We start from the raw sequence: 20,032 nt of genomic DNA on the forward strand, positions 1-20,032 counted from the left end.
TTTAGGGAAACTTTGCGCATTCGGCAAGCAAAAGCCTAGCTTTCGGCAACTCTATTATCCATGCGGCTCGACTGACCGCGAGCACGATTCGTGCCCGGACGCCTCCAGGCAGGCGCGCCGGAGCCGCTCAGACCTCCAGCACGATCTTGCCGACGTGATCCCCCGCTTCCATCCGGGCGTGGGCCGCAGCCGCCTCCCGCAAGGGGAAGCGGGTATCCATCACCGGTCGCAGCGCGCCCTCCTCCACCAGCGGCCAGGCATTGGCGCGGATCTCCTGGGCGAGCAGCGCCTTGAAGGAATCCGTGCGGGGCCGCAGGGTCGATCCGGTCAGGGTGTAGCGGCGCGCCATGACGACGGCCATATTGATCTCCGCCTTCGCGCCGCCCTGCACGGCGATGGTGACGTGGCGGCCGTCCGGCGCCAGGCACTTGAGGTTTCGCGCGACATAATCGCCCGCGATCATGTCCAGCACCAGGTCGACGCCCCGGCCCTCGGTTATCCGTGCGACTTCCTCGACGAAATCGGCGGCCTTGTAGTCGATGGCATGATCGGCGCCGATCTCCAGTGCGCGGGCGCATTTGTCGGGAGAGCCGCAGGTGACGATAACGGTCACGCCGAACTGGCGGCACAGCATCGTCGCCATCGTGCCGATGCCGCTGGTGCCCCCGTGGATCAGGATGGTCTCCCCTTCCCGCGCCCAGCCACGTTCGAAGACATTGTGCCAGACGGTGAACAGCGTCTCCGGCAAGGCGGCTGCTTCATCCAGGGCGAGCGAATCGGGGACCGGCAGGCAGGTGCCGACCTTGGCGATGCAATATTCGGCATAGCCACCGCCCGCCACCAGCGCGCAGACCTTCTGCCCCGGCGCGAGTTCGGTCACCCCTTCGCCCAGCGCCACCACCTGGCCCGAGACTTCCAGCCCCGGCAGCGGCGATGCGCCGGGCGGCGGCGGGTATTTCCCCTGGCGCTGCACGACGTCCGGCCGATTCACGCCCGCAAAGGCGACCTTGACCAGAACCTCGCCCGCTCCGGGTACCGGCACTGGCACGGTTACGGGCTGGAGAACCTCGGGACCGCCGGGTGCCTCGAAGCCGATCGCGGTCATCATTGAGGGTGAGTTAGCTAACATACTTATCCTGTTGCCACAGTCCCACTTTGAAGTGGAACATATTTTCTGGCCATTGACAGTCCCAAAGTACAGTCCGATGCTGCGGTGCAATGGACGAGGACGATCGACCGCGGCGGCGGTCGCCCGAAGGTGACTTCGGAGCTGCCAGCCTTCTCGCCAGCGAAAGCCTGGATCGCTTTTCGCTGGACGAACTCGACGCACGCGTTGCCCTGCTCGAATCAGAGATAGCCCGCATCAAGGCGCATCGCCACCAGGCCTCCGCGCATATGCAGGCCGCAGAGGCGCTGTTCAGGCCGAAGCAATCATGATCGGCGTCACTCTCCTTCACGGTAACCTCGCAAGGACCCGGAGCGTCCCTATATATGAGTTGAAACGAAGCCCGGCCAAATTCGCAAGGCCAGCAAACTCCCCTACAAGGCCAGAAACCGCCGCAAGGAGAGTCCCCCTCCCAAATGAAAGTCTTCTAGATGCCTAGTTTCGCGCAAAGCCTGGAAAAGACACTGCACTCGGCCCTGTCGCACGCTTCCGAGCGCAGCCACGAGTATGCCACGCTGGAGCACCTGCTGCTCGCCCTGATCGATGATCCGGACGCGGCACAGGTCATGCAGGCATGCGGCGTGGAACTTGGCGACCTCGGCGACGTGGTCCGTCAGTACCTCGATCAGGAATACCAGTCGCTCAAGACCGAGGAAAAGGGCGATCCCGCCCCGACCGCCGGGTTCCAGCGCGTGATCCAGCGCGCCATCCTGCATGTCCAGTCCTCAGGCAAGGACACCGTAACCGGCGCGAACGTGCTGGTCGCGCTGTTCTCCGAGCGTGATTCCTATGCCGTCTACTTCCTGCAGCAGCAGGACATGAGCCGCTTGGATGCCGTCAGCTACATCAGCCACGGCATCGGCAAGGGCGGCAAGCGCGTGGAAGAACGCAATTCCAAGGGGTCCGAGGAACACGCCCCCACGCCCGAGGAAAAGGCCGAAGCCAAGAACGCCAGCAAGAAGGATTCGGCGCTCGACCAGTTCACCGTCAATCTCAACGAAAAGGCGCTGAACGGCAAGGTTGACCCGCTGATCGGCCGCGGCCCCGAAGTGGACCGCACGATCCAGATCCTCTGCCGCCGCTCCAAGAACAACCCGCTCTACGTGGGCGACCCGGGCGTCGGCAAGACCGCCATCGCCGAAGGTCTGGCCCGCAAGATCGTCGAGGGTGACGTGCCGGAAGTGCTGGCCGAAGCGGTGATCTACTCGCTCGACATGGGCTCGCTGCTGGCAGGCACGCGGTATCGCGGCGACTTCGAGGAACGCCTGAAGCAGGTCGTCTCCGAACTGGAGAAGATGCCGCACGCGATCCTGTTCATCGACGAGATCCACACGGTGATCGGCGCCGGCGCCACCAGCGGCGGCGCGATGGATGCCTCGAACCTGCTGAAGCCCGCACTGTCGGGCGGCACGATCCGCTGCATCGGCTCCACCACCTACAAGGAGTTCCGCAACCACTTCGAGAAGGACCGCGCCCTGCTGCGCCGGTTCCAGAAGATCGACGTGAACGAACCCACGGTGGAAGACACCATCAAGATCCTCAAGGGCCTGCGCACGGCCTTCGAGGAGCACCACAAGGTCAAGTACACGCCTGACGCGATCAAGACCGCCGTCGAACTTTCGGCGCGCTACATCAACGACCGCAAGCTGCCGGATAAGGCGATCGACGTGATCGACGAAGTGGGCGCGATGCAGATGCTGGTGCCCCCCAGCCGCCGCAAGAAGACGATCACCGCCCGCGAAATCGAGCAGGTGATCGCCACGATGGCGCGCATCCCGCCCAAGTCGGTCAGCTCGGACGACAAGAAGGCGCTCGAGAATCTCGAACGCGATCTGAAGCGCGTCGTGTTCGGCCAGGACAAGGCCATCGGCGTGCTCGCCACCGCCATGAAGCTCAGCCGCGCGGGGCTGCGCGATCCGGACAAGCCGATCGGCTCGTTCCTGTTCTCCGGCCCCACCGGCGTCGGCAAGACCGAAGTCGCCCGCCAGCTCGCCTCGATCATGGGCATCGAGCTGAAGCGCTTCGACATGTCGGAATATATGGAGCGTCACTCGGTCAGCCGCCTAATCGGCGCGCCTCCGGGCTATGTCGGCTTCGACCAGGGCGGGTTGCTGACGGACGCGATCGACCAGAATCCGCACTGCGTGCTGCTGCTGGACGAAATCGAGAAGGCCCACCCGGACCTGTTCAACATCCTGCTTCAGGTGATGGACAACGGCCGACTGACGGACCACCACGGCAAGACCGTCGACTTCCGCAACGTGGTCCTGATCATGACCACCAATGCGGGCGCATCCGACATGGCACGCCAAGGCATCGGCTTCGGTGACACGTCCAAGGCGGATGCCGGGGACGAGGCGGTGAAGCAGATGTTCACGCCGGAATTCCGCAACCGTCTCGATGCCATCGTGCCCTTCGCCTACCTCGCCAAGGACACGATCAGCCGGGTGGTGGACAAGTTCATCCTCCAGCTGGAACTGCAGCTGGCCGACCAGAACGTCCATATCCAGTTCGACTCCGACGCGCGCACCTGGCTGGGCGATCGCGGCTACGACAAGCTCTACGGTGCGCGTCCGATGGGCCGTGTCATCCAGGAGAAGGTCAAGCAGCCGCTGGCCGAGGAACTGCTGTTCGGCAAGCTGAACCACGGCGGCGAAGTGCATGTTTCCGTCAAGGATGACGGGCTGAACTTCGAACTGACGCCCGCCGCGCCCAAGATGGTGAAGGGACGCAAGGCGCCCGCCGCCAAGAAGTCGGCGAAGAAGCCCGGGCCGCCGTCGGAAGCCAATGCCGACGATTGAACCGGGTCGTCACGGCCAATCATCCCGGACCTGATTCGGGATGACGAAATAGAGGGGGCGGGAACCACGCGGTTCCCGCCCCATTTTTCATGCATGGCCCGCGATTTCTCCTGGATCAGACCCGAACCCTGGGGAATTCACGTCGTCCCCGCCGATTGCTGGATCGACCCATCCCGCCCCGTCGACCGCGCCCTGGTGACTCACGGCCATTCCGACCACGCCCGCGGCGGTCATGGTGAGACCGTCGCCACCCCGGAGACCCTCGCGATCATGAAGTTGCGCTACGCAACTTCCGAAGGCGCCGTTCCGGTGGCTTATCACGAGACCCTGAGCCTGCGCGGCGGCGTGTCCGCAACCTATATCCCGGCCGGACATGTGCTGGGCTCTGCGCAGATCCTGCTGGAGCACGCGGGCGAGCGCATCATCGTCACCGGCGACTTCAAGCGCCGGGCGGATCCCACCTGCCCGCCTTTCGAAGTGACGGCTTGCGATATCCTCATCACCGAGGCGACTTTCGGCCTCCCCGTGTTCCGCCACCCGCCCGTAGAACATGAGATCGCCAAGCTGCTGGCCGCCCTCGCCGCCAATCCCGAACGCTGCGTGCTGGTGGGCGCCTACGCTCTCGGCAAAGCCCAACGCCTGATCGCCGAGCTGCGCCGCGCAGGACATCATGACGTCATCTATCTCCACGGCGCGATGGAGCGCATGTGCCGCCTTTATGAAGAACTGGGCGTCGATCTCGGCAACTTGCGGCTCGTCAGTGACGTCACGAAGGCAGACCTTGTCGGCCGAGTGGTGGTCGCGCCGCCTTCCACGCTCAACGACCGCTGGAGCCGCCGCCTGCCCGATCCCGTCACCGCCATGGCTTCGGGATGGATGCGGGTACGCCAGCGCGCCCGCCAGCGCATGGTCGAACTGCCGCTGGTGATCTCCGACCATGCGGACTGGGACGAACTGACTCAGACGGTGATCGACGTGAATCCGGCCGAGACCTGGATAACGCACGGCCGCGAGGAAGCGATGCTGCGCTGGTGCCAACTCAACCAGCGCCGGGCGCGGGCACTGGCGCTGGTGGGATACGAGGATGAAGATGATTGACGGGACTCCCGCAGAGGCGACAGCAGGATGCCCCGCGTCGCAGGCATGCTTCCGCTTTCCGGCATCGCGCCATGCGCAAGCACATGATCCGAGAGTGGATTCCCCGCGAACGTTGCCTCTTCGCGCCTTTGCGCCTTTGTGCGAACGGGGCGCTCTCTTCGCTGCACCACCGCGCTTCCGCGTGCCTTCATAAATGGAGCGTTTCGCCGCCCTTATCGACTCGCTGGTCTACACCCGCAGCCGCAACGCCAAGCTCAAGCTGCTGGCGGACTACTTGCGCGAGACTCCCGATCCGGACCGCGGATGGGCCCTGGCGGCTCTCACCGACGGGCTCGACTTCCCCGCCGTGAAAAGCTCGACCATCCGCAACCTGATGAGCGAGCGGATCGATCCGGTGCTCTGGACGCTGAGCCGCGACTACGTGGGCGATTCGGCGGAGACCGCCAGCCTGCTCTGGCCCACCCCGGATGCTCCGCCCGATCCGCCGACCGTAAGCGAAGCTGTCGACGCGCTCACCCGCATGACTCGCGCCAATGTCATGGCCGAACTGCCGCGCCTGCTCGACCGTCTCGACGCCGAAGGGCGCTATGCCCTGCTCAAACTGGCGACGGGAGCCATGCGGATCGGGATTTCGTCCCGCCTGGCCAAGACCGCCTTCGCGCAGGCTTTCGACGTCTCGGTGGAGGATGTCGAGGAGCACTGGCATGGTCAGCAGGCGCCTTACAGCGCCCTGTTCGACTGGGCGGCCCATGGCGCCGCCGCGCCTTCCTCCGATGACCTGCCGCTGTTCCGGCCGTTCATGCTGGCCCATCCGCTGGAGGATGCCCAGCTCGACCTGGCGGACTATGCGGCCGAATGGAAATGGGACGGCATCCGCGTGCAGGTGGTGCGGGTTGCAGGGGATACCCGGGTCTATTCCCGCTCCGGCGACGATATTTCCGGCACTTTTCCCGAAATCGCCTCTGCGCTCGACCTCGACGCCGTGCTTGACGGCGAGTTGCTGGTGCGCGGCATCCACCAGGGCGGCGAGGAAGGCGGCGCGGCCAGCTTCAATGCGCTTCAGCAGAGGTTGGGCCGCAAGACCGTTTCGAAGAAGATGCTGGCGGAATCTCCCGCGTTCGTGCGTCTCTACGATGCGCTCATCGTCGAAGGCGAGGATTTGCGCACCCTCCCCTGGCGCGATCGCCGGGCTAGACTCGAAGCCTTGGCGGCCCGGCTTGACCCGCAGCATTTCGACCTGAGCACGGTCATCCCGGCTGCGGACTTCGCGGAACTCGCCGCGATCCGCGAGCGGGCGCGGGATGATGCCATCGAAGGCGTCATGCTCAAGCGGCGCGACAGCCCTTACGTCGCCGGGCGCAAGACCGGGCTCTGGTACAAGTGGAAGCGCGATCCGCTGCTGATCGATTGTGTGCTGATGTATGCCCAGCGCGGCAGCGGCAAGCGATCCTCATTCTATTCCGACTACACGTTCGGCTGCTGGGACGGCGACCCGGATGCCGGCGCCGAACTGCTCCCCGTGGGCAAGGCCTATTTCGGCTTCACTGACGAAGAGCTGAAATGGCTGGACCGGCATGTGCGCAATCATACGGTCAATCGCTTCGGCCCGGTGCGGGAGACGGACAAGTCGCTGGTGCTGGAAGTCGCCTTCGATTCGGTCCACCTCAGCAAGCGCCACAAGTCCGGGCTTGCCATGCGTTTTCCGCGAATTCATCGGATCCGCATGGACAAGCCCGCGCATGAGGCAGACCGGATCGAGACTCTGAAGGCAATGGTCCGCGATTGACCGCGATCAAGTTCCACGTGGAACAGATCGGCTATATCCTGAGGCTCTCCCCTGCCCCCGGACAAGCCGCCGAAAGAGCCGATCATGACGAAACAACCCGAGACCCCTGCAACGCCGCACGATCTGCTCGGCGGCGCTCCGGCGTTCGAGGCAATTGCCCATCGCTTTTACGACCTGATGGAGCAGGACCCGGCCTATGCGCAGCTTCGCGCCATGCATGCCGAGGATCTCGCGCCGATGCGCCGGTCCCTCCCGCGGTTTCTGGCGGCCTGGGCCGGCGGCCCGCGTGACTGGTTCGAAGCCAATCCCGGCAAATGCATGATGAGCCTGCACCGGGACTTCCCGATCGACCGCACCACCGCCGATCAATGGGCCGAGGCCATGGCCCGCGCCATCGCCGAGGTCTCGCCGCAGCCCGAGAATGTCGCAAATGCCATGACGGACGTGCTGACCCGCATGGCCCGGAGCATGGCGCGCTAGCGGTGTTGCCGCGGTTTTTCCGCGATGGAAGCCGTCAAAGTTCCACGTGGAACTGCTTCTCGCGCGAAGTTGCGCCGCGCAACAAGGCCAGGCGGGACGGCGCCAAACCCAGGGCTGCCGCCAGCAGAACCCGCACCGCCTCGGTCGCCTTGCCATCTTCCGGCTTGGCGCGGACTTTTACCAGCAGACGGCCTTCCGCGATCTCCAGCCCTTCCATCTTCGCGCCCGGCGTCACCCGCACGGCAAGCCGGCTTTCGGAATCGATCAGGTCGCGGAGCACCGCGGCCGGCGGCAAGGCGATCCTTGGCTTGGCCATCAGGGCGTAAGGCCCAGCGCCTTGGCATGGAGGCGGCCGTTCACGACATAACCCTGCACGCCGGCCTGGTTCGCAGCGATGGCTTCTGGTTCCAGGTCCCGCAGATACTTCGCCGGTCGCCCCATCCAGAGTTGCCCTGCGCCGATGCGCTTGCCGGTAAGCTGCGCGCCCGCCGCCAGCATGCCGTCGGATTCGATGTGGCTGCCGTCCATGACGATCGCCCCGAGACCGACGAATGCGCGATCCTCCAGGATGCAGCCGTGGACCATCGCCATGTGCCCGATCAGCACGTCCTCGCCGATCAGGGTGGGATAGCCTTCCGGTCGGACAGGCTTTGGGCTGTCGCAGTGAATGACGGAGCCGTCCTGAACGTTCGTCCGCGCACCGATCACCACCCGGTTCACATCGGCGCGGATCACGCAATTGTACCAGATGCTGACGTCCGGGCCGATCTCGACATCGCCGATGATGCGGCAGCCGGGGGCAATGAACGCGCTCGAATGAATGCGCGGCGCCTTGCCGTGAATGGCGGCGACGGTGATATCGGTTCGGCTGTCGATCATGCTCTCTCCCCCGCGTCTCGATAGGGCTCGTCTATGCGGCCCATTCCTCGCGCGTGATCGAATAAACGATCGTATGGCGCAAGGGTGGCTCGAAACGCAGATCGTCGTAATCGAGATCCTCGCGGCGGCGCATGCCCAGCCGGCGCATCAGGCCCCAGCTCGCTTCGTTGCCGGTCACGGTGATCGCGAAGATCTCTTCTGCCCCGAAAGTGCCGAACCCGGCATCGAGCGATGCCAGGGCCGCTTCCTTGGCATAGCCTTTTCCGTGCGCGTCGCTGCGCAGACGCCAGCCGATCTCGAAGGCTCCGAGGAACGAGGCGCCCGGGGCGTCGATCTTCTTCAGCCCGCAGAAGCCCAGCATCTCGCCCGAGAGATCGCCGCCGTCGGCCAAGCGCTCGACGATCCAGAAGGTGTGGCCATATGTCTCGTGAAAGCCCAGCATGCGGGCTTCCGAGGCCGCCAGCCGCTCCTCGTCCATCACGCCGCCGAGCCAGCGCATGACGTCGGGCGTGTTGGTCACTTCGGCGAAGCGCGCCATATCGCCCGCCTGCCAGTTGCGCAGCACGAGGCGATCCGTTTCCAGGCGGAAATCGGTCATGACGTCATTTCCGCAGCAGGCGCGCGGCATGGACCGCGTGGTACGTCAGCACGCCCGAGCAACCGGCCCGTTTGAAGGCCAGCAGCGTTTCCAGCACCATGGCATCGCGGTCCGCCGCGCCGGCCGCCACCGCCGCCTCGATCATCGCGTACTCGCCCGAGACCTGATAGGCGAAGACGGGAACCTCGAAGGTGTCCTTCACCCGGCGTACGATATCCAGATAGGGCAAGCCCGGCTTGACCATGACGCTGTCCGCACCCTCGCCCAGATCCAGCTCGACCTCGCGCAGGGCTTCCTCGGTGTTGGCCGGGTCCATCTGGTAGGTCTTCTTGTCGCCCTTCAGCAGGCCGCGCGTGTTCACGGCATCGCGGAACGGGCCATAGAAGGCCGAGGCATACTTCGCGGCGTAGCTCATGATCTGGACATTGACGAAGCCCTCGTCCTCAAGGGCGTCGCGGATGGCGCCGATGCGGCCGTCCATCATGTCGGAGGGGGCAATGATGTCCGCGCCGGCCCGCGCCTGATTCAGCGACTGGCCGACCAGCACTTCGATCGTCTCGTCGTTCAGCACGTAGCCGTCATCGCCGAGCAGGCCATCCTGCCCGTGGTTGGTATAGGGATCGAGGGCCACGTCGGTCAGCAGGCCGATGCGATCGCCGAGTTCCGCGCGGATGGCGCGCAAGGCGCGGCACATCAGGTTGTCAGGATTGAGCGCCTCGGCGCCGTCGTCGCTGCGACGCTCGGGCTGGGTATCCGGGAACAGCGCCAGGCAGGGAATGCCGAGGTCCGCAGCTTCCTTCGCACGCTCGACCAGGAGGTCCACCGACCAGCGCGACACGCCGGGCAGCGAAGCGATGGGCTGTTCGACGCCCTCGCCCTCGGTCACGAAAACCGGCCAGATCAGGTCGGCGGGGGTCAGCACCGTCTCGCGGTGCATGGCGCGGCTCCAGGCCGTGGCGCGCGCGCGGCGCAGGCGGGTGTGGGGATATGCTCCGGTCATGGCCGGAGTGATTGCCGCAAAAGCCCAGCCGGTTCAATGAGACGGACTGTCCTAGGCGAGACGACCTGTCATGGGCCGCCTGCTCACTCGGCGGGCTTGGGCGCCAGCCGGTCGATCTCGCGCTGCATATCCGGAGACGCTTCGACGGGCCCCTCGATTGTGCCGAGCGCCTCGCCCGGCTGAACGCCCATGAGCGCGGCCAGCCTGGCCCTGAAGGCGTCCTTCTCCTTGCCGTCGATCTGCGGACGCGAGACGAAGCGGAGGCCGGCGGGGTTGATCGTATGGCCGCCGCGATAGGCTTCGAAATGAAGATGCGGTCCGGTAGAAAGGCCGGTCGAGCCGACATAGCCGATCACCTGCCCCGCCTTGATCCGGGCTCCGCGTTTCACCGCGATCCGGCTCATGTGGCCATAGCCGGTGTCCAGCCCGCCACTGTGACTCAGGCGAACGTAGTTGCCGTGGCCGCCGTGCCGACCGGCGAAGTTCACGACACCGTCCGCCACCGCATAGATCGGCGAGCCATAGCGCGCGCCATAGTCGATGCCCGCATGCATGCGCACGAAACCGAGGATCGGATGGCGGCGCTTGCCGTAAGGCGACGTCATGTGTCCCGCCACCGGCATGCCCCCCGGCGCGCCTTGAGGCTGGGTGAGCGCGGACGAGGCGATCATCTCGCCGTCCTTGCCCCAGCGCAGCAGCTGGACGCGCGGCTTTCCGCCATGGTCGAGCCCGGCATAGAGCAAGTTGCCCACTTCGCGCTCGCCTTTGGCAGAGCGTTTGTAGCCGATGACGATGTCGAACTGGTCCTGCGCGGAAATATCGCGTTCCAGGCTGAGATACTTGTCTATCGCCCGCAGGTAATCCTGGATCGCGCCCACCGGAGCCCCGGCATTGCGCGCCGAGCGGTAGAGGCTGGAACCCACGGTGCCGCGGATGCGCAGCGGGGTTTCGTCCACGCGAATGGGATGGCGCACGAGCGACAAGGCCCCGGCCGGGCCGCGCTCGATGGAAAGGTCGAGATCGAAGCGAGCGCGGAAGTCCATCGAATCGAGCGCCCGCGGGGAGTTCGGCGCCGGACGGCGGCCCATGGTGATGTCGAATCGGGTTCCCGAGGAGAGATCCCCGACCGGAACGGCCTGGCCGATCAGGCCGGAAATCTGCGAGACGTCCGCGCTGCCCACGCCGACACGTTCCAGCATGCGCGCGAAGCTGTCGCCCTGCCCCAGGGTCGATACGAGTTGGATCGAGGGCCGCTCCGGCACATTCGCCAGCGGCCGCACCAGCGGGCTGGCACCCATGTGGCGGCCGCTGTCGGCACCGAGCGCCAAGGGAGAAATGGTCTGGCTGCGAAATTCGTCCCGGCTGCGCGCCGCGATCGGCGACGTAGTGGCGGCTTCCACTGCGGAGAAGTCCGGCCAGAGCGCAATTGCGGCTGCGCTCAGCCCCAGCATCGTGGCGAGACCGCGATACCAACGGCGGCTGCCGATGTCCGATGCGAGGTCCGGAGCGATCTCCACTTCATGGCACCAACGCTCGATCCCGCGCTTCCACCGCGCGAGAACGGGCGGCCTGGCCGGTGCCTCGGCAATCATCTGGTCATGCGAAAGCGCCGCGACGCGCGCGGTTGCTCCTCCAGCGTGATCCCCGGCCTGATCGAGTGCCTTGAACAAATCGAGTCTTCCCCGCGACCACTTCCGGCATACCCTCGGAAGTGCTGCAAATCGCCTGCGTGCGCCGGCCCGATCCCGCAGGCGGCATGGCTAAGTGGCGACGTTCTGCCCCTTCAAGGTTAATCTGCAGCTAACACTGTGGATTTTCACCCCTGTTTTCGATGAGCCGAGACTTGCGGGGGGCTGGAGGGGATGCCACATTCCTCCGCATAATGGTTCACGACCGGCATGCCTCGTCGCGAAACGACGCCCCCAGCGGGGTGAAGGCGGTGCTCGGTCCCACGAATACCGGCAAGACTCACCTCGCGATAGAGCGTCTCTGCGCCCACTCCAGCGGTGCCATCGGCTTCCCGCTCCGCCTGCTTGCGCGCGAAGTCTATGACCGGGTCTGCAAGATCAAGGGTGAGAAGAGCGTCGCCCTGATCACCGGCGAAGAGCGGATCGAGCCCAAGGACGCGCGCTACCTGCTCTGCACGGTGGAAGCCATGCCGGTGACGGAGCGCAGCCTGGCCTTCATCGCCATAGACGAAGCGCAGCTTTCCGCAGACCGCGAACGCGGCCACGTCTTCACCGACCGCCTGCTCCATGCCCGCGGCCGGGAGGAGACGATGATCCTGGGCTCCTCCACGCTCGAACCCATGGTGAAAGCGCTGGTCCCCGGCGTCGAAGTGGTCACCCGGCCGCGCTTCTCCACCCTCACCCATGCCGGCGCCAGGAAGCTCTCGCGCATTCCGCCGCGCAGCGCGATCGTCGCCTTTTCCGCAGAGCAGGTCTACGCCATTGCCGAAATGCTGCGCCGTTTCCGGGGCGGCGCGGCCGTGGTCATGGGCGCGCTCAGCCCGCAGACCCGCAATGCCCAGGTCGCACTCTATCAATCTGGGGAGGTCGACTATCTCGTCGCCACCGATGCCATCGGCATGGGCCTCAACCTCGACGTGGAGCATGTCGCCTTCGCCGGTCTCTCCAAGTTCGACGGCCAGCGGCACCGGCGACTCACGACCTCGGAAATGGCCCAGATCGCCGGGCGCGCCGGGCGCCACCAGACGGACGGCACTTTCGGCACCCTCACCGGGTCCGGCGGACACGATTCCGAGTTCGAGCCCGACGAAGTCTATGCGATCGAGGAACATCGCTTCCCCCCGCTGACCAAGCTGTTCTGGCGTGATCCCGAACCCCGGTTCGACAGCGTCGCCACCCTGATCGCCGATCTGGAGACTCCGCCCGACCGGGACGGCCTGGTGCTGGCGCCCGAAGCCATCGACCTGGCCGTGCTCAAGCGCCTTGCCGATGACGGCACGGTCATGGACAGCCTGCACGGACACGCCATGGTCCGCCGTTTCTGGGAAGTCTGCCGCCTGCCGGACTTCCGTCAGCAGGGCGTGGAAACGCATTCGCGCTTCGTCGCGCGGCTCTGGCAGGATCTGCGCAGCGGCGAACTCGGCGCGGACTACATGGCCCAGCAGATCGCCAGGCTCGACCTGACCGGCGGCGATATCGACACCCTGCAGGGCCGCATCGCCGCCATTCGATCCTGGGCCTATATCGCCCAGCGGCCGGACTGGGTGCTGGCCCGCGACGAAATGGCTGCACGCGCACGCGCGGTCGAGGCTCGCCTTTCCGATGCTCTCCATGGCAAACTCACCGAACGATTCATCAACCGCAGGACGGCTGTGCTCATGAAGAAACTCGGCCCCGATGCCGGACTGCTCTCGGTCCGCCTCGAAGACGAGGAAGTGCTGGTCGAAGGCGAGCATATCGGCTCCCTCCACGGCTTCGCCTTCCAGGTTGATCCTGCGGCCCGGCTGTCCGACCGCAAGCTCCTGCTGGCTGCGGCCGAACGGCACCTGCCGGGCCTTCTCCAGTCTCGCGCCGATGCCCTGACCGCCGCCGTGCACGAAGGCGTGGCGCCGCTGGCGCTGGAGAACGGCGCACTGAACTGGGAAGGCGCGCGCATCGCCGCCCTCACCCCCGGCCGCTCGCTGCTTGCACCGGTGCTCGTGCCGGACCGATTGCTCGACGCGGTTCCCGCCCCTGCCCGCAAGGCGCTGGTCGCAGCGCTCGAGACCTGGGTGGAAAGCGCGCTCGAACCGCTGGCTCCGCTGGCCAAGCTGGACGAGGCAAGCCGTTCCGAGGAAGCGGGGCCGGACTTGCGCGCCCTGCTGATCACCCTGGTCGATCGCGGCGGCATGATCGCGCGCGAGGATTCTGGCGTCGACCGGCTCGACAAGGGCCGGCGCACCCTTCTGGCCAAGCTGGGGGTTCGCGTGGGCGCGCTGGATCTGTTCGTGCCCGCCATGCTGCGGCCCGCGCCCATCGCACTCTGGCGGCAACTGGCGCGGATCACCGGCCATTCCGTGCCCGGCGGCGAACCGGACGCTGCCATGCCGCCGACGATGGATGCCACCAAGCGCCACAAGGCACCAGGCTACAGGAACCTCGGCAAGCAGCTGGTCCGCCTGGATATCGTGGAAAAGCTTCTGCGCGAGGCGCACGAGGCCCGTGTCGGCAGCGACAGCAGCGGCAATCGCGGGCCCTCGCGCTCGTTCTCGATCGATCCCGCAAGGGCCGTGTCCATGGGACTCACCACGGGCAGCTATGCAAGGCTGCTGCGCTTCGGCGGATTCCAGGCGATGATGCCCCGGCCTCTGGCGGAAGGCGCGCACGGACCGCTCGCGCCGGTGCGCTGGCGCTGGCGTCCGCCGCGGCGCCAGGCCGAGGAAGTTCGCGAGGCACCCCAGCGCACGGACGGCGCCTTCGCGGCGCTGGGCGAACTGCTGGGCAGATAGCGGGGAGGAAGAGCGCGGATGAGGATCGACAAGCTTCTCTGGTTCCTGCGCCTCACCAGGACGCGTCCCCTGGCCCAGGCACTGGCGGAAGACGGCCATATCCGGCTCAACAGCCGCCGGGTCGAGCGGGCGCATCAGAAGGTGGCGGTCGGCGATGTTCTCACTCTGCCGACAGCTCAGGGCGTGCAGGTGATAGAAATCCTTTGCCTTCCGGAGCGCCGAGGCCCTGCCCCAGAAGCGCAAGCCTGCTACAGAGTGCTTGACGCGGGGGCAGATGTTCCCATAGCAGCGGCCAACCGAAACGAGGCCTTCTAAGAGGAATACGCAGCCATGACCTATGTCGTCACCGACAATTGCATCCGGTGCAAGTACATGGATTGCGTCGAAGTCTGTCCGGTGGACTGCTTCTACGAAGGCGAGAACATGCTGGTCATCAACCCCAGCGAGTGCATCGACTGCGGCGTCTGTGAACCGGAATGCCCCGCCGAAGCGATCCTGCCCGATACCGAGAGCGGCCTTGAGCAATGGCTCGAGCTGAACGCCAAGTATTCGGCCGAATGGCCCAACCTCACCACCAAGAAGGACGCGCCGGAAGACGCGGACGCGATGCGCGGCGAGGAAGGCAAGCTGGAAAAATATTTCTCCCCTGAGCCCGGCGAGGGCGACTGATCGACCTTGGGAAACCTCCGGCTTTCCGCCGGGTTTCCCCCAAGGCAGAGGCACTTGGCGGGTCGAAATGACCCGCACCGGCACATCCTGAGGCGAGCGACGGTTAAACGTTAGCTCGCCTCTGGTAATTTTGTCACATCGGTGCTATATAATCCGACAACTGCCCGGGCCCTCTGCCCGTTCGGCAGGCATTTTCATTGCGAGGCAGGGTTCGAAAAGCAAACGGCTGGGAGAGTTATCTGACCGGGCGGCGGAGAGGCTATTGTCCTTTCCACGTCGCATCCACCCGGGTTTCTCTCACCGTAAGTATGGCAACGGACCACTGCAGGTGAAAGGACGATACATGGCAACCAGGGCCGATGCCTTCGATGTTGGAGATTACGTCGTTTACCCTAAGCACGGCGTAGGTCGTGTCATCGAGCTCCAGAAGCAGGAAATTGCCGGGATGCAGCTCGATCTTTATGTTCTGCGCTTCGAAAAAGAGCGCATGACTCTTCGGGTTCCCGTCAACAAGGTCGAATCGATCGGCATGCGCAAGCTGTCGTCCGACAAGACCCTGCGTGAAGCTCTCGATACGCTCAAGGGCAAACCCAAGGTAAAGCGCACCATGTGGTCGCGGCGCGCCCAGGAATACGAAGCCAAGATCAACTCGGGCGACCTCGTGTCGATCGCCGAAGTGACTCGCGACTTGTTCCGCGCCGACGATCAACCGGAGCAGAGCTATTCGGAACGTCAGATCTTCGAAGCGGCTTCGTCGCGCCTGGCCCGCGAACTCGCGGCGATGGAAAAGACCGACGAGCCGGCTGCTCTGAAGAAGATTCTCGCGATCCTCAACGAATACGCTCCCAAGTATTACGAGAGCGCTGAAGCAGTCTGATCAGACACAGCGCAGATCGCACGCAAAGGGGCCGCTTCCACACCGGAAGCGGCCCCTTTCGCTTGTGGTCACTTGTGGGCAGTCGTCGCTTGACGGGTCGGTGTCGATTGCCCGGCCGGATGTTCGTGTTCGCCCAGATGTTCATTGCCCGGAAACCCGCTTCGTGACAGGTTCCGCGGCACGATGAACCCACGCACCCTGCTCAAGCTCGCCCCCTCGCTTCTGGCCCCTTCGCTTCTGGCACCCGCCGCCGCGCTGCTCCTTACCGGCTGTCTCAGCACGGCCGGGAAGATCGTGACCGCACCGGTGCGCATCGCGGGCTCTGCCGTGGACGCGGTCACGACCAGCCAGTCCGAAGCCGACGAAAAGCGCGGCCGCCAGATGCGCGAACAGGAAGAGAAGCTGGGCAAGATGCAGCGCCAGTACCAGAAGCACTTGCGCCAGTGCGACCAGGGCGACCGCCAGGCCTGCAACAAGGCCCGCGACGACTATGCCGACATGCAGTATCTGATGCCCGGCGCCGTACCGCAGCGCCGCTGAACCGCCAGTGCCGACACGTTTTACCGGATCCGATCGGCGATGACGTGTCTCAGGCCGCGGCCCGGCTCAATCGATCGTTGATCGCCGCGCCGACACCGTCCTGCGGAATCGGCGCGACGGCTATGCGCGGCTGACTCGCGGCCGCGCCCTCATGCAGCAAGGCATAAAGCCGCGAGGCCGCCTCGATCACATCGCCCGAGGCCGAAAGGCTTGCCTCGCCGGCGACATTGCCGAAGCCGATATGGAATTCGTCTTCCGCCGCGGTCTCGGCATTCAGCCGCACCGGCTTGCCCGGCGCATAGTGACTGGCGAGCTGCCCCGGGGCCTCGATCTCCTGTGACGTCACGGCGTCGCATTCGGTGCCGAGAATCGCGCGTATGGCCTCCTGCGAAATCGGACCCGGCCTCAGAACCTGCCAGCGCCCCTCATCGCGCAGCGCAATGATGGTCGATTCCACACCGGCCTCACAGGCCCCGCCATCCAGTACCGCATCCACATTGGCACCCAGCGAGGCAACCACATGCTCCGCGCGCGTCGGACTCACGCCGCCGCTTCGGTTCGCGGAAGGACCCGCGAGCGGCAGCCCGGATTCGGCGAGGACGGCGCGCATCAGGGGATGCGCCGGGCAGCGCAGCGCCACCGTCGGCAGCCCTGCGGTGACGGCGGGGGCAACCTCCGCACCTTCGCGCAAGGGCAGCACCAGAGTGAGGGCGCCCGGCCAGAAGGCAGAGGCAAGCTTCTCTGCGCGCGCATCGAGAACTGCAAGGCGGTGCGCCGCAGCAAGATCCGCGACATGGACGATCAGCGGATTGAAGCTAGGGCGACCCTTGGCGCGATAGATCGCCGCCACCGAGGCATCCCGGTCGGCACGGGCCATGAGGCCATAGACCGTCTCGGTGGGAACGGCGACCAGTCCACCACCGCGCAGCAGCTCGGCGGCGCGCGCGACACCGGCCGCGCCGGCCGCCAGAAGTTCGGGTCGAAGGTTGCGCTCCATACTCCGCCGCTATAGCCCACGCCCCCGAAAGCCAAGAAAAACCGCGCAGAGGATGCTTCCGAATGACCTACACGCCCCCCAGCACCGACCAGATCCTGGCATTGCGGGTCAATGCCGGGCTGGACGAACTCGCGGCGCATGAGCGCTTCTCCGCGGCCAGTCCCGACCTTGTCGAAGCCATCGTGGAGGGCGCGGGCGCCTTTGCCGCCGGCGAATGGGCCCCGCTCAACCGCAAGGGCGACACCGAGGGCGCGCGCCTCTCCGATGGCAGGGTCGTGCTGCCCGACGGTTTCGCGCAGGCCTATCGCGCTTTCGTGGATGCCGGATGGAACGCCATCGCCGCGCCGGAAGAATTCGGCGGACAGGGCCTGCCTCTCTCCTTGGCGATGGCCGCGATGGAATGCCTCGGCAGTGCCAACATGGGCTTCTCGCTTCTGCCCATGCTGACCCTCGGCGCGATCGAAGCCGTGATTCATCACGGCACCGAAGCGCAGCAGGCCATGTACCTGCCGCATGTCGTCAGCGGGAAATGGTCGGCGACGATGAACCTCACCGAACCGCAGGCAGGCTCCGACGTCGGCGCCTTGCGCACCACCGCCACGCCCATTGCGGATGGCCCGCATAAGGGCAAGTATCGCATCGCCGGACAGAAGATCTTCATCACCTGGGGCGAGCACGATCTGGCCGAGAACATCGTCCACCTCGTTCTGGCCCGGACGCCCGGCGCGCCGGCCGGGTCGCGTGGTATCTCGCTCTTCATCGTGCCGAAGTTCCACGTGGAACATGACGGCTCACTCGGTGCCCGAAACGACCTGAAGGTCGTCAGCATCGAGCACAAGCTCGGCATCCATGCCTCCCCCACATGCGTGATGAGTTACGGCGACAACGGCGAGTGCATCGGCGAACTGATCGGGCGCGAGAACGAGGGCCTTCGCTGCATGTTCACGATGATGAACAACGCCCGGGTCAACGTCGGCGCTCAAGGCGTCCAGATCGCGGAACGCGCCATGCAGCAGGCGATGGCCTACGCCACGGATCGCATTCAATCCGCCCGCGCCGGATCGGCCGACAAGCAGCCTGTCGCCATCGTCGAGCACCCGGACGTCCGCCGCATGCTCCTGCGGATGCGGGCGCTTACCGAAGGCGGCCGCGCCCTGCTCTACTATGCGGCCGGCCAGCTCGATCGCGGGTCCCTGGATGACGAAGCCGCGCGGTTGCGGGCGGAGCTGCTGGTGCCGATGGTCAAGGCCTGGTGCACCGACATGGGCGTCGAGGTTGCCAGCATCGGCGTGCAGGTCCACGGCGGCATGGGCTTCATCGAGGAAACCGGCGCCGCCCAGCACTACCGGGACGCCCGCATCTCCCCGATCTACGAAGGCACCAACGGCATCCAGGCCGCAGACCTCGTGACTCGCAAACTCGCTCTCGAAGGCGGCCAGGTCCTGTTCTCGCTGATGGAGGAGATCCAGGCCTATGCCACCGGAGGCGACTGCCTCTCGCTACAGGAACTTGCCGAATGCTGCCGCCAGACGGCAGAGCATCTCATCGGCGCACCCCAGGGAGACGAGCGCCCCGATAGCCGGTCCCTCGATAACCGACTCGGCGCCAGTGTGCCCTTCCTGGCCGGCTGCGCCATCGCCGTGGCCGCCTGGCAGCTTCACCGCCAAGCTGACGCCCTGCCCTCCGCAGGCCTGTCCAATGCCTTTGCCAAGCGGAAAAAGGTGGTCGCGCGATACTTTATCGAGCATCTGGTGCCCGAAGCCATGGGCTACCTCGCCCAGGCCCAGAAGGGTGCGAGCCTTCTCTACGAACTGACGAGCGAAGAACTGACAGCATGACCGACCAGATCGAAGTCCTCAGCCGCATTGCCGAAGCCCTTGAACGCCTGGCACCGCCCGCCGCCGCGCAAGTCGATTGGCAGGCCCATCCCGCTTATGTCTGGACCGGGGCGGAAGCGCGCGGCGTTCCCGAACTGCTCGCGCCGCCGCTCGATCTTCTGCGGGGCATCGATTCCCAGAAGGAGCGCGTGGTCGGCAATGTCGAGCGCCTCGCCGCCGGCTATGCCGCGCACGACATGCTGCTCTGGGGGTCGCGCGGGATGGGCAAGTCCGCGGTGATGCGCGCCGCCATCCGCGCTGCCCAGGCGGCTCATCCCGGCCGCATCGCGCTGGTGCAGGTGGCCCAGGAGGCCCTGCACGGGGTGTCCGCTCTCTTCGCCCTGCTGGGCAAAGTGGACCGCCAGTTCCTCGTCTTCATCGACGATCTCGGCTTCGAGGAGCATGATGGCGCCGGCCCGCGCCTGCTGCGCTCCTGGCTGGAAGGCGGGGTGGAAGCCCGGCCGAACAATGTCCGTCTTGCCGTCACCGCCAACCGCCGCGCGATCGTCTCACGCTCGATGTCGGAGCAGGATGACCCGATCAACCCGCGCGATGTCGTGGACGACCGGCTCGCTCTGGCCGACCGCTTCGGACTCTCGATCGGCTTCCATAACTGCGACCAGCCCTCCTACCTAGCGATCATCGCCGGCTATACCGAACAGTTCGGGCTGGCCTTCGACGAGCATGACGCGCTGGAATGGTCGCGACGCCGTGGCGCCCGTTCGGGCCGCGTGGCCTGGCAGTACGTAACCGAAGTCGCTGGCCGGGCAGGCAAGATCGTCTGAGCAAGGGGTCCAGGCGGGCCCCTG

Annotated in this window: 19 protein-coding genes; 12 read left to right on the top strand and 7 right to left on the bottom strand. The window is 65.8% G+C overall.

What is annotated here, in order from left to right:
- Nucleotides 1-127 precede the first annotated feature (127 nt).
- Nucleotides 128-1,129 (bottom strand): NAD(P)H-quinone oxidoreductase, encoded by a 1,002-nt coding sequence (locus tag EDF57_RS14755; protein ID WP_134094808.1) that lies wholly within the window; start codon nt 1,127-1,129, stop codon nt 128-130.
- A gap of 89 nt (nt 1,130-1,218) precedes the next feature.
- On the opposite strand from EDF57_RS14755, the gene EDF57_RS14760 reads away from it, so the two are divergent.
- From EDF57_RS14760 to EDF57_RS14780, 5 genes are all read left to right on the top strand, one after another.
- A complete protein-coding gene (locus EDF57_RS14760; protein ID WP_132264338.1) occupies nt 1,219-1,437 on the top strand; it encodes a DUF1192 domain-containing protein in 219 nt (72 codons plus the stop codon).
- A gap of 159 nt (nt 1,438-1,596) precedes the next feature.
- The gene (gene clpA / locus EDF57_RS14765) at nt 1,597-3,966 is read left to right on the top strand and encodes an ATP-dependent Clp protease ATP-binding subunit ClpA (RefSeq protein WP_132264336.1); all 2,370 of its coding nucleotides are present in this window, start codon (nt 1,597-1,599) and stop codon (nt 3,964-3,966) included.
- A 93-nt stretch (nt 3,967-4,059) separates the two neighbouring features.
- Nucleotides 4,060-5,064, top strand: coding sequence for a ligase-associated DNA damage response exonuclease (locus EDF57_RS14770; protein ID WP_134094809.1), 1,005 nt, complete (start codon nt 4,060-4,062; stop codon nt 5,062-5,064).
- A gap of 193 nt (nt 5,065-5,257) precedes the next feature.
- Nucleotides 5,258-6,850 carry a cisplatin damage response ATP-dependent DNA ligase gene (locus EDF57_RS14775; protein WP_134094810.1) on the top strand — a complete coding sequence of 531 codons (1,593 nt, stop codon included), beginning with the start codon at nt 5,258-5,260 and terminating at the stop codon, nt 6,848-6,850.
- Between the two features lie 84 nt (nt 6,851-6,934).
- Complete coding sequence (locus EDF57_RS14780; RefSeq protein ID WP_134094811.1) at nt 6,935-7,330, top strand: group II truncated hemoglobin; 396 nt, start codon at nt 6,935-6,937, stop codon at nt 7,328-7,330.
- Between the two features lie 34 nt (nt 7,331-7,364).
- Here the strand turns inward: EDF57_RS14780 and EDF57_RS14785 are convergent, their stop codons facing one another.
- The 5 genes from EDF57_RS14785 to EDF57_RS14805 all read right to left on the bottom strand — a co-directional run bounded on the left by EDF57_RS14785 (nt 7,365) and on the right by EDF57_RS14805 (nt 11,477).
- Nucleotides 7,365-7,646 (bottom strand): DUF167 domain-containing protein, encoded by a 282-nt coding sequence (locus tag EDF57_RS14785; protein WP_134094812.1) that lies wholly within the window; start codon nt 7,644-7,646, stop codon nt 7,365-7,367.
- Nucleotides 7,646-8,209: a gamma carbonic anhydrase family protein gene (locus EDF57_RS14790; protein WP_134094813.1), complete on the bottom strand. Its 564-nt coding sequence runs from the start codon at nt 8,207-8,209 to the stop codon at nt 7,646-7,648. The genes EDF57_RS14785 and EDF57_RS14790 overlap by 1 nt, the downstream gene beginning before the upstream one ends.
- Nucleotides 8,210-8,240: 31 nt before the next feature.
- Nucleotides 8,241-8,807 carry a GNAT family N-acetyltransferase gene (locus EDF57_RS14795; protein WP_134094814.1) on the bottom strand — a complete coding sequence of 189 codons (567 nt, stop codon included), beginning with the start codon at nt 8,805-8,807 and terminating at the stop codon, nt 8,241-8,243.
- A gap of 4 nt (nt 8,808-8,811) precedes the next feature.
- The gene (gene hemB / locus EDF57_RS14800; protein WP_132264324.1) at nt 8,812-9,807 is read right to left on the bottom strand and encodes a porphobilinogen synthase; all 996 of its coding nucleotides are present in this window, start codon (nt 9,805-9,807) and stop codon (nt 8,812-8,814) included.
- A gap of 83 nt (nt 9,808-9,890) precedes the next feature.
- Nucleotides 9,891-11,477: a M23 family metallopeptidase gene (locus EDF57_RS14805; RefSeq protein WP_243841074.1), complete on the bottom strand. Its 1,587-nt coding sequence runs from the start codon at nt 11,475-11,477 to the stop codon at nt 9,891-9,893.
- Nucleotides 11,478-11,689: 212 nt separating this feature from the next.
- Between EDF57_RS14805 and EDF57_RS14810 the strand changes: the two genes are divergently transcribed.
- The 5 genes from EDF57_RS14810 (at nt 11,690) to EDF57_RS14830 (ending at nt 16,349) form a co-directional block, all read left to right on the top strand.
- Nucleotides 11,690-14,263 (top strand): helicase-related protein, encoded by a 2,574-nt coding sequence (locus EDF57_RS14810; RefSeq protein ID WP_134094815.1) that lies wholly within the window; start codon nt 11,690-11,692, stop codon nt 14,261-14,263.
- An 18-nt stretch (nt 14,264-14,281) separates the two neighbouring features.
- On the top strand, nt 14,282-14,578 hold the full coding sequence (locus EDF57_RS14815) for an RNA-binding S4 domain-containing protein (RefSeq protein ID WP_132264321.1): 297 nt from the start codon (nt 14,282-14,284) through the stop codon (nt 14,576-14,578).
- A gap of 15 nt (nt 14,579-14,593) precedes the next feature.
- Nucleotides 14,594-14,932 (top strand): ferredoxin FdxA, encoded by a 339-nt coding sequence (gene fdxA / locus EDF57_RS14820; protein ID WP_021234860.1) that lies wholly within the window; start codon nt 14,594-14,596, stop codon nt 14,930-14,932.
- A gap of 343 nt (nt 14,933-15,275) precedes the next feature.
- The gene (locus EDF57_RS14825; protein ID WP_054442043.1) at nt 15,276-15,809 is read left to right on the top strand and encodes a CarD family transcriptional regulator; all 534 of its coding nucleotides are present in this window, start codon (nt 15,276-15,278) and stop codon (nt 15,807-15,809) included.
- Nucleotides 15,810-15,992: 183 nt separating this feature from the next.
- Nucleotides 15,993-16,349: a DUF6726 family protein gene (locus EDF57_RS14830; RefSeq protein WP_134094816.1), complete on the top strand. Its 357-nt coding sequence runs from the start codon at nt 15,993-15,995 to the stop codon at nt 16,347-16,349.
- 49 nt (nt 16,350-16,398) lie between these two features.
- On the opposite strand, the gene EDF57_RS14835 is transcribed toward EDF57_RS14830, so the two are convergent.
- Nucleotides 16,399-17,346, bottom strand: a complete 948-nt coding sequence (locus tag EDF57_RS14835) for an L-threonylcarbamoyladenylate synthase (RefSeq protein WP_134094817.1) — start codon at nt 17,344-17,346, stop codon at nt 16,399-16,401.
- A gap of 62 nt (nt 17,347-17,408) precedes the next feature.
- Between EDF57_RS14835 and EDF57_RS14840 the strand changes: the two genes are divergently transcribed.
- Nucleotides 17,409-19,184 carry an acyl-CoA dehydrogenase gene (locus tag EDF57_RS14840; protein WP_134094818.1) on the top strand — a complete coding sequence of 592 codons (1,776 nt, stop codon included), beginning with the start codon at nt 17,409-17,411 and terminating at the stop codon, nt 19,182-19,184.
- Nucleotides 19,181-20,008, top strand: coding sequence for a DUF815 domain-containing protein (locus EDF57_RS14845; RefSeq protein WP_134094819.1), 828 nt, complete (start codon nt 19,181-19,183; stop codon nt 20,006-20,008). Before EDF57_RS14840 ends, EDF57_RS14845 begins: the two co-directional genes overlap by 4 nt.
- Nucleotides 20,009-20,032 lie beyond the last annotated feature (24 nt).

The sequence above is a fragment of the Novosphingobium sp. PhB55 genome (genome assembly GCF_004368805.1).
Lineage (GTDB): Bacteria > Pseudomonadota > Alphaproteobacteria > Sphingomonadales > Sphingomonadaceae > Novosphingobium.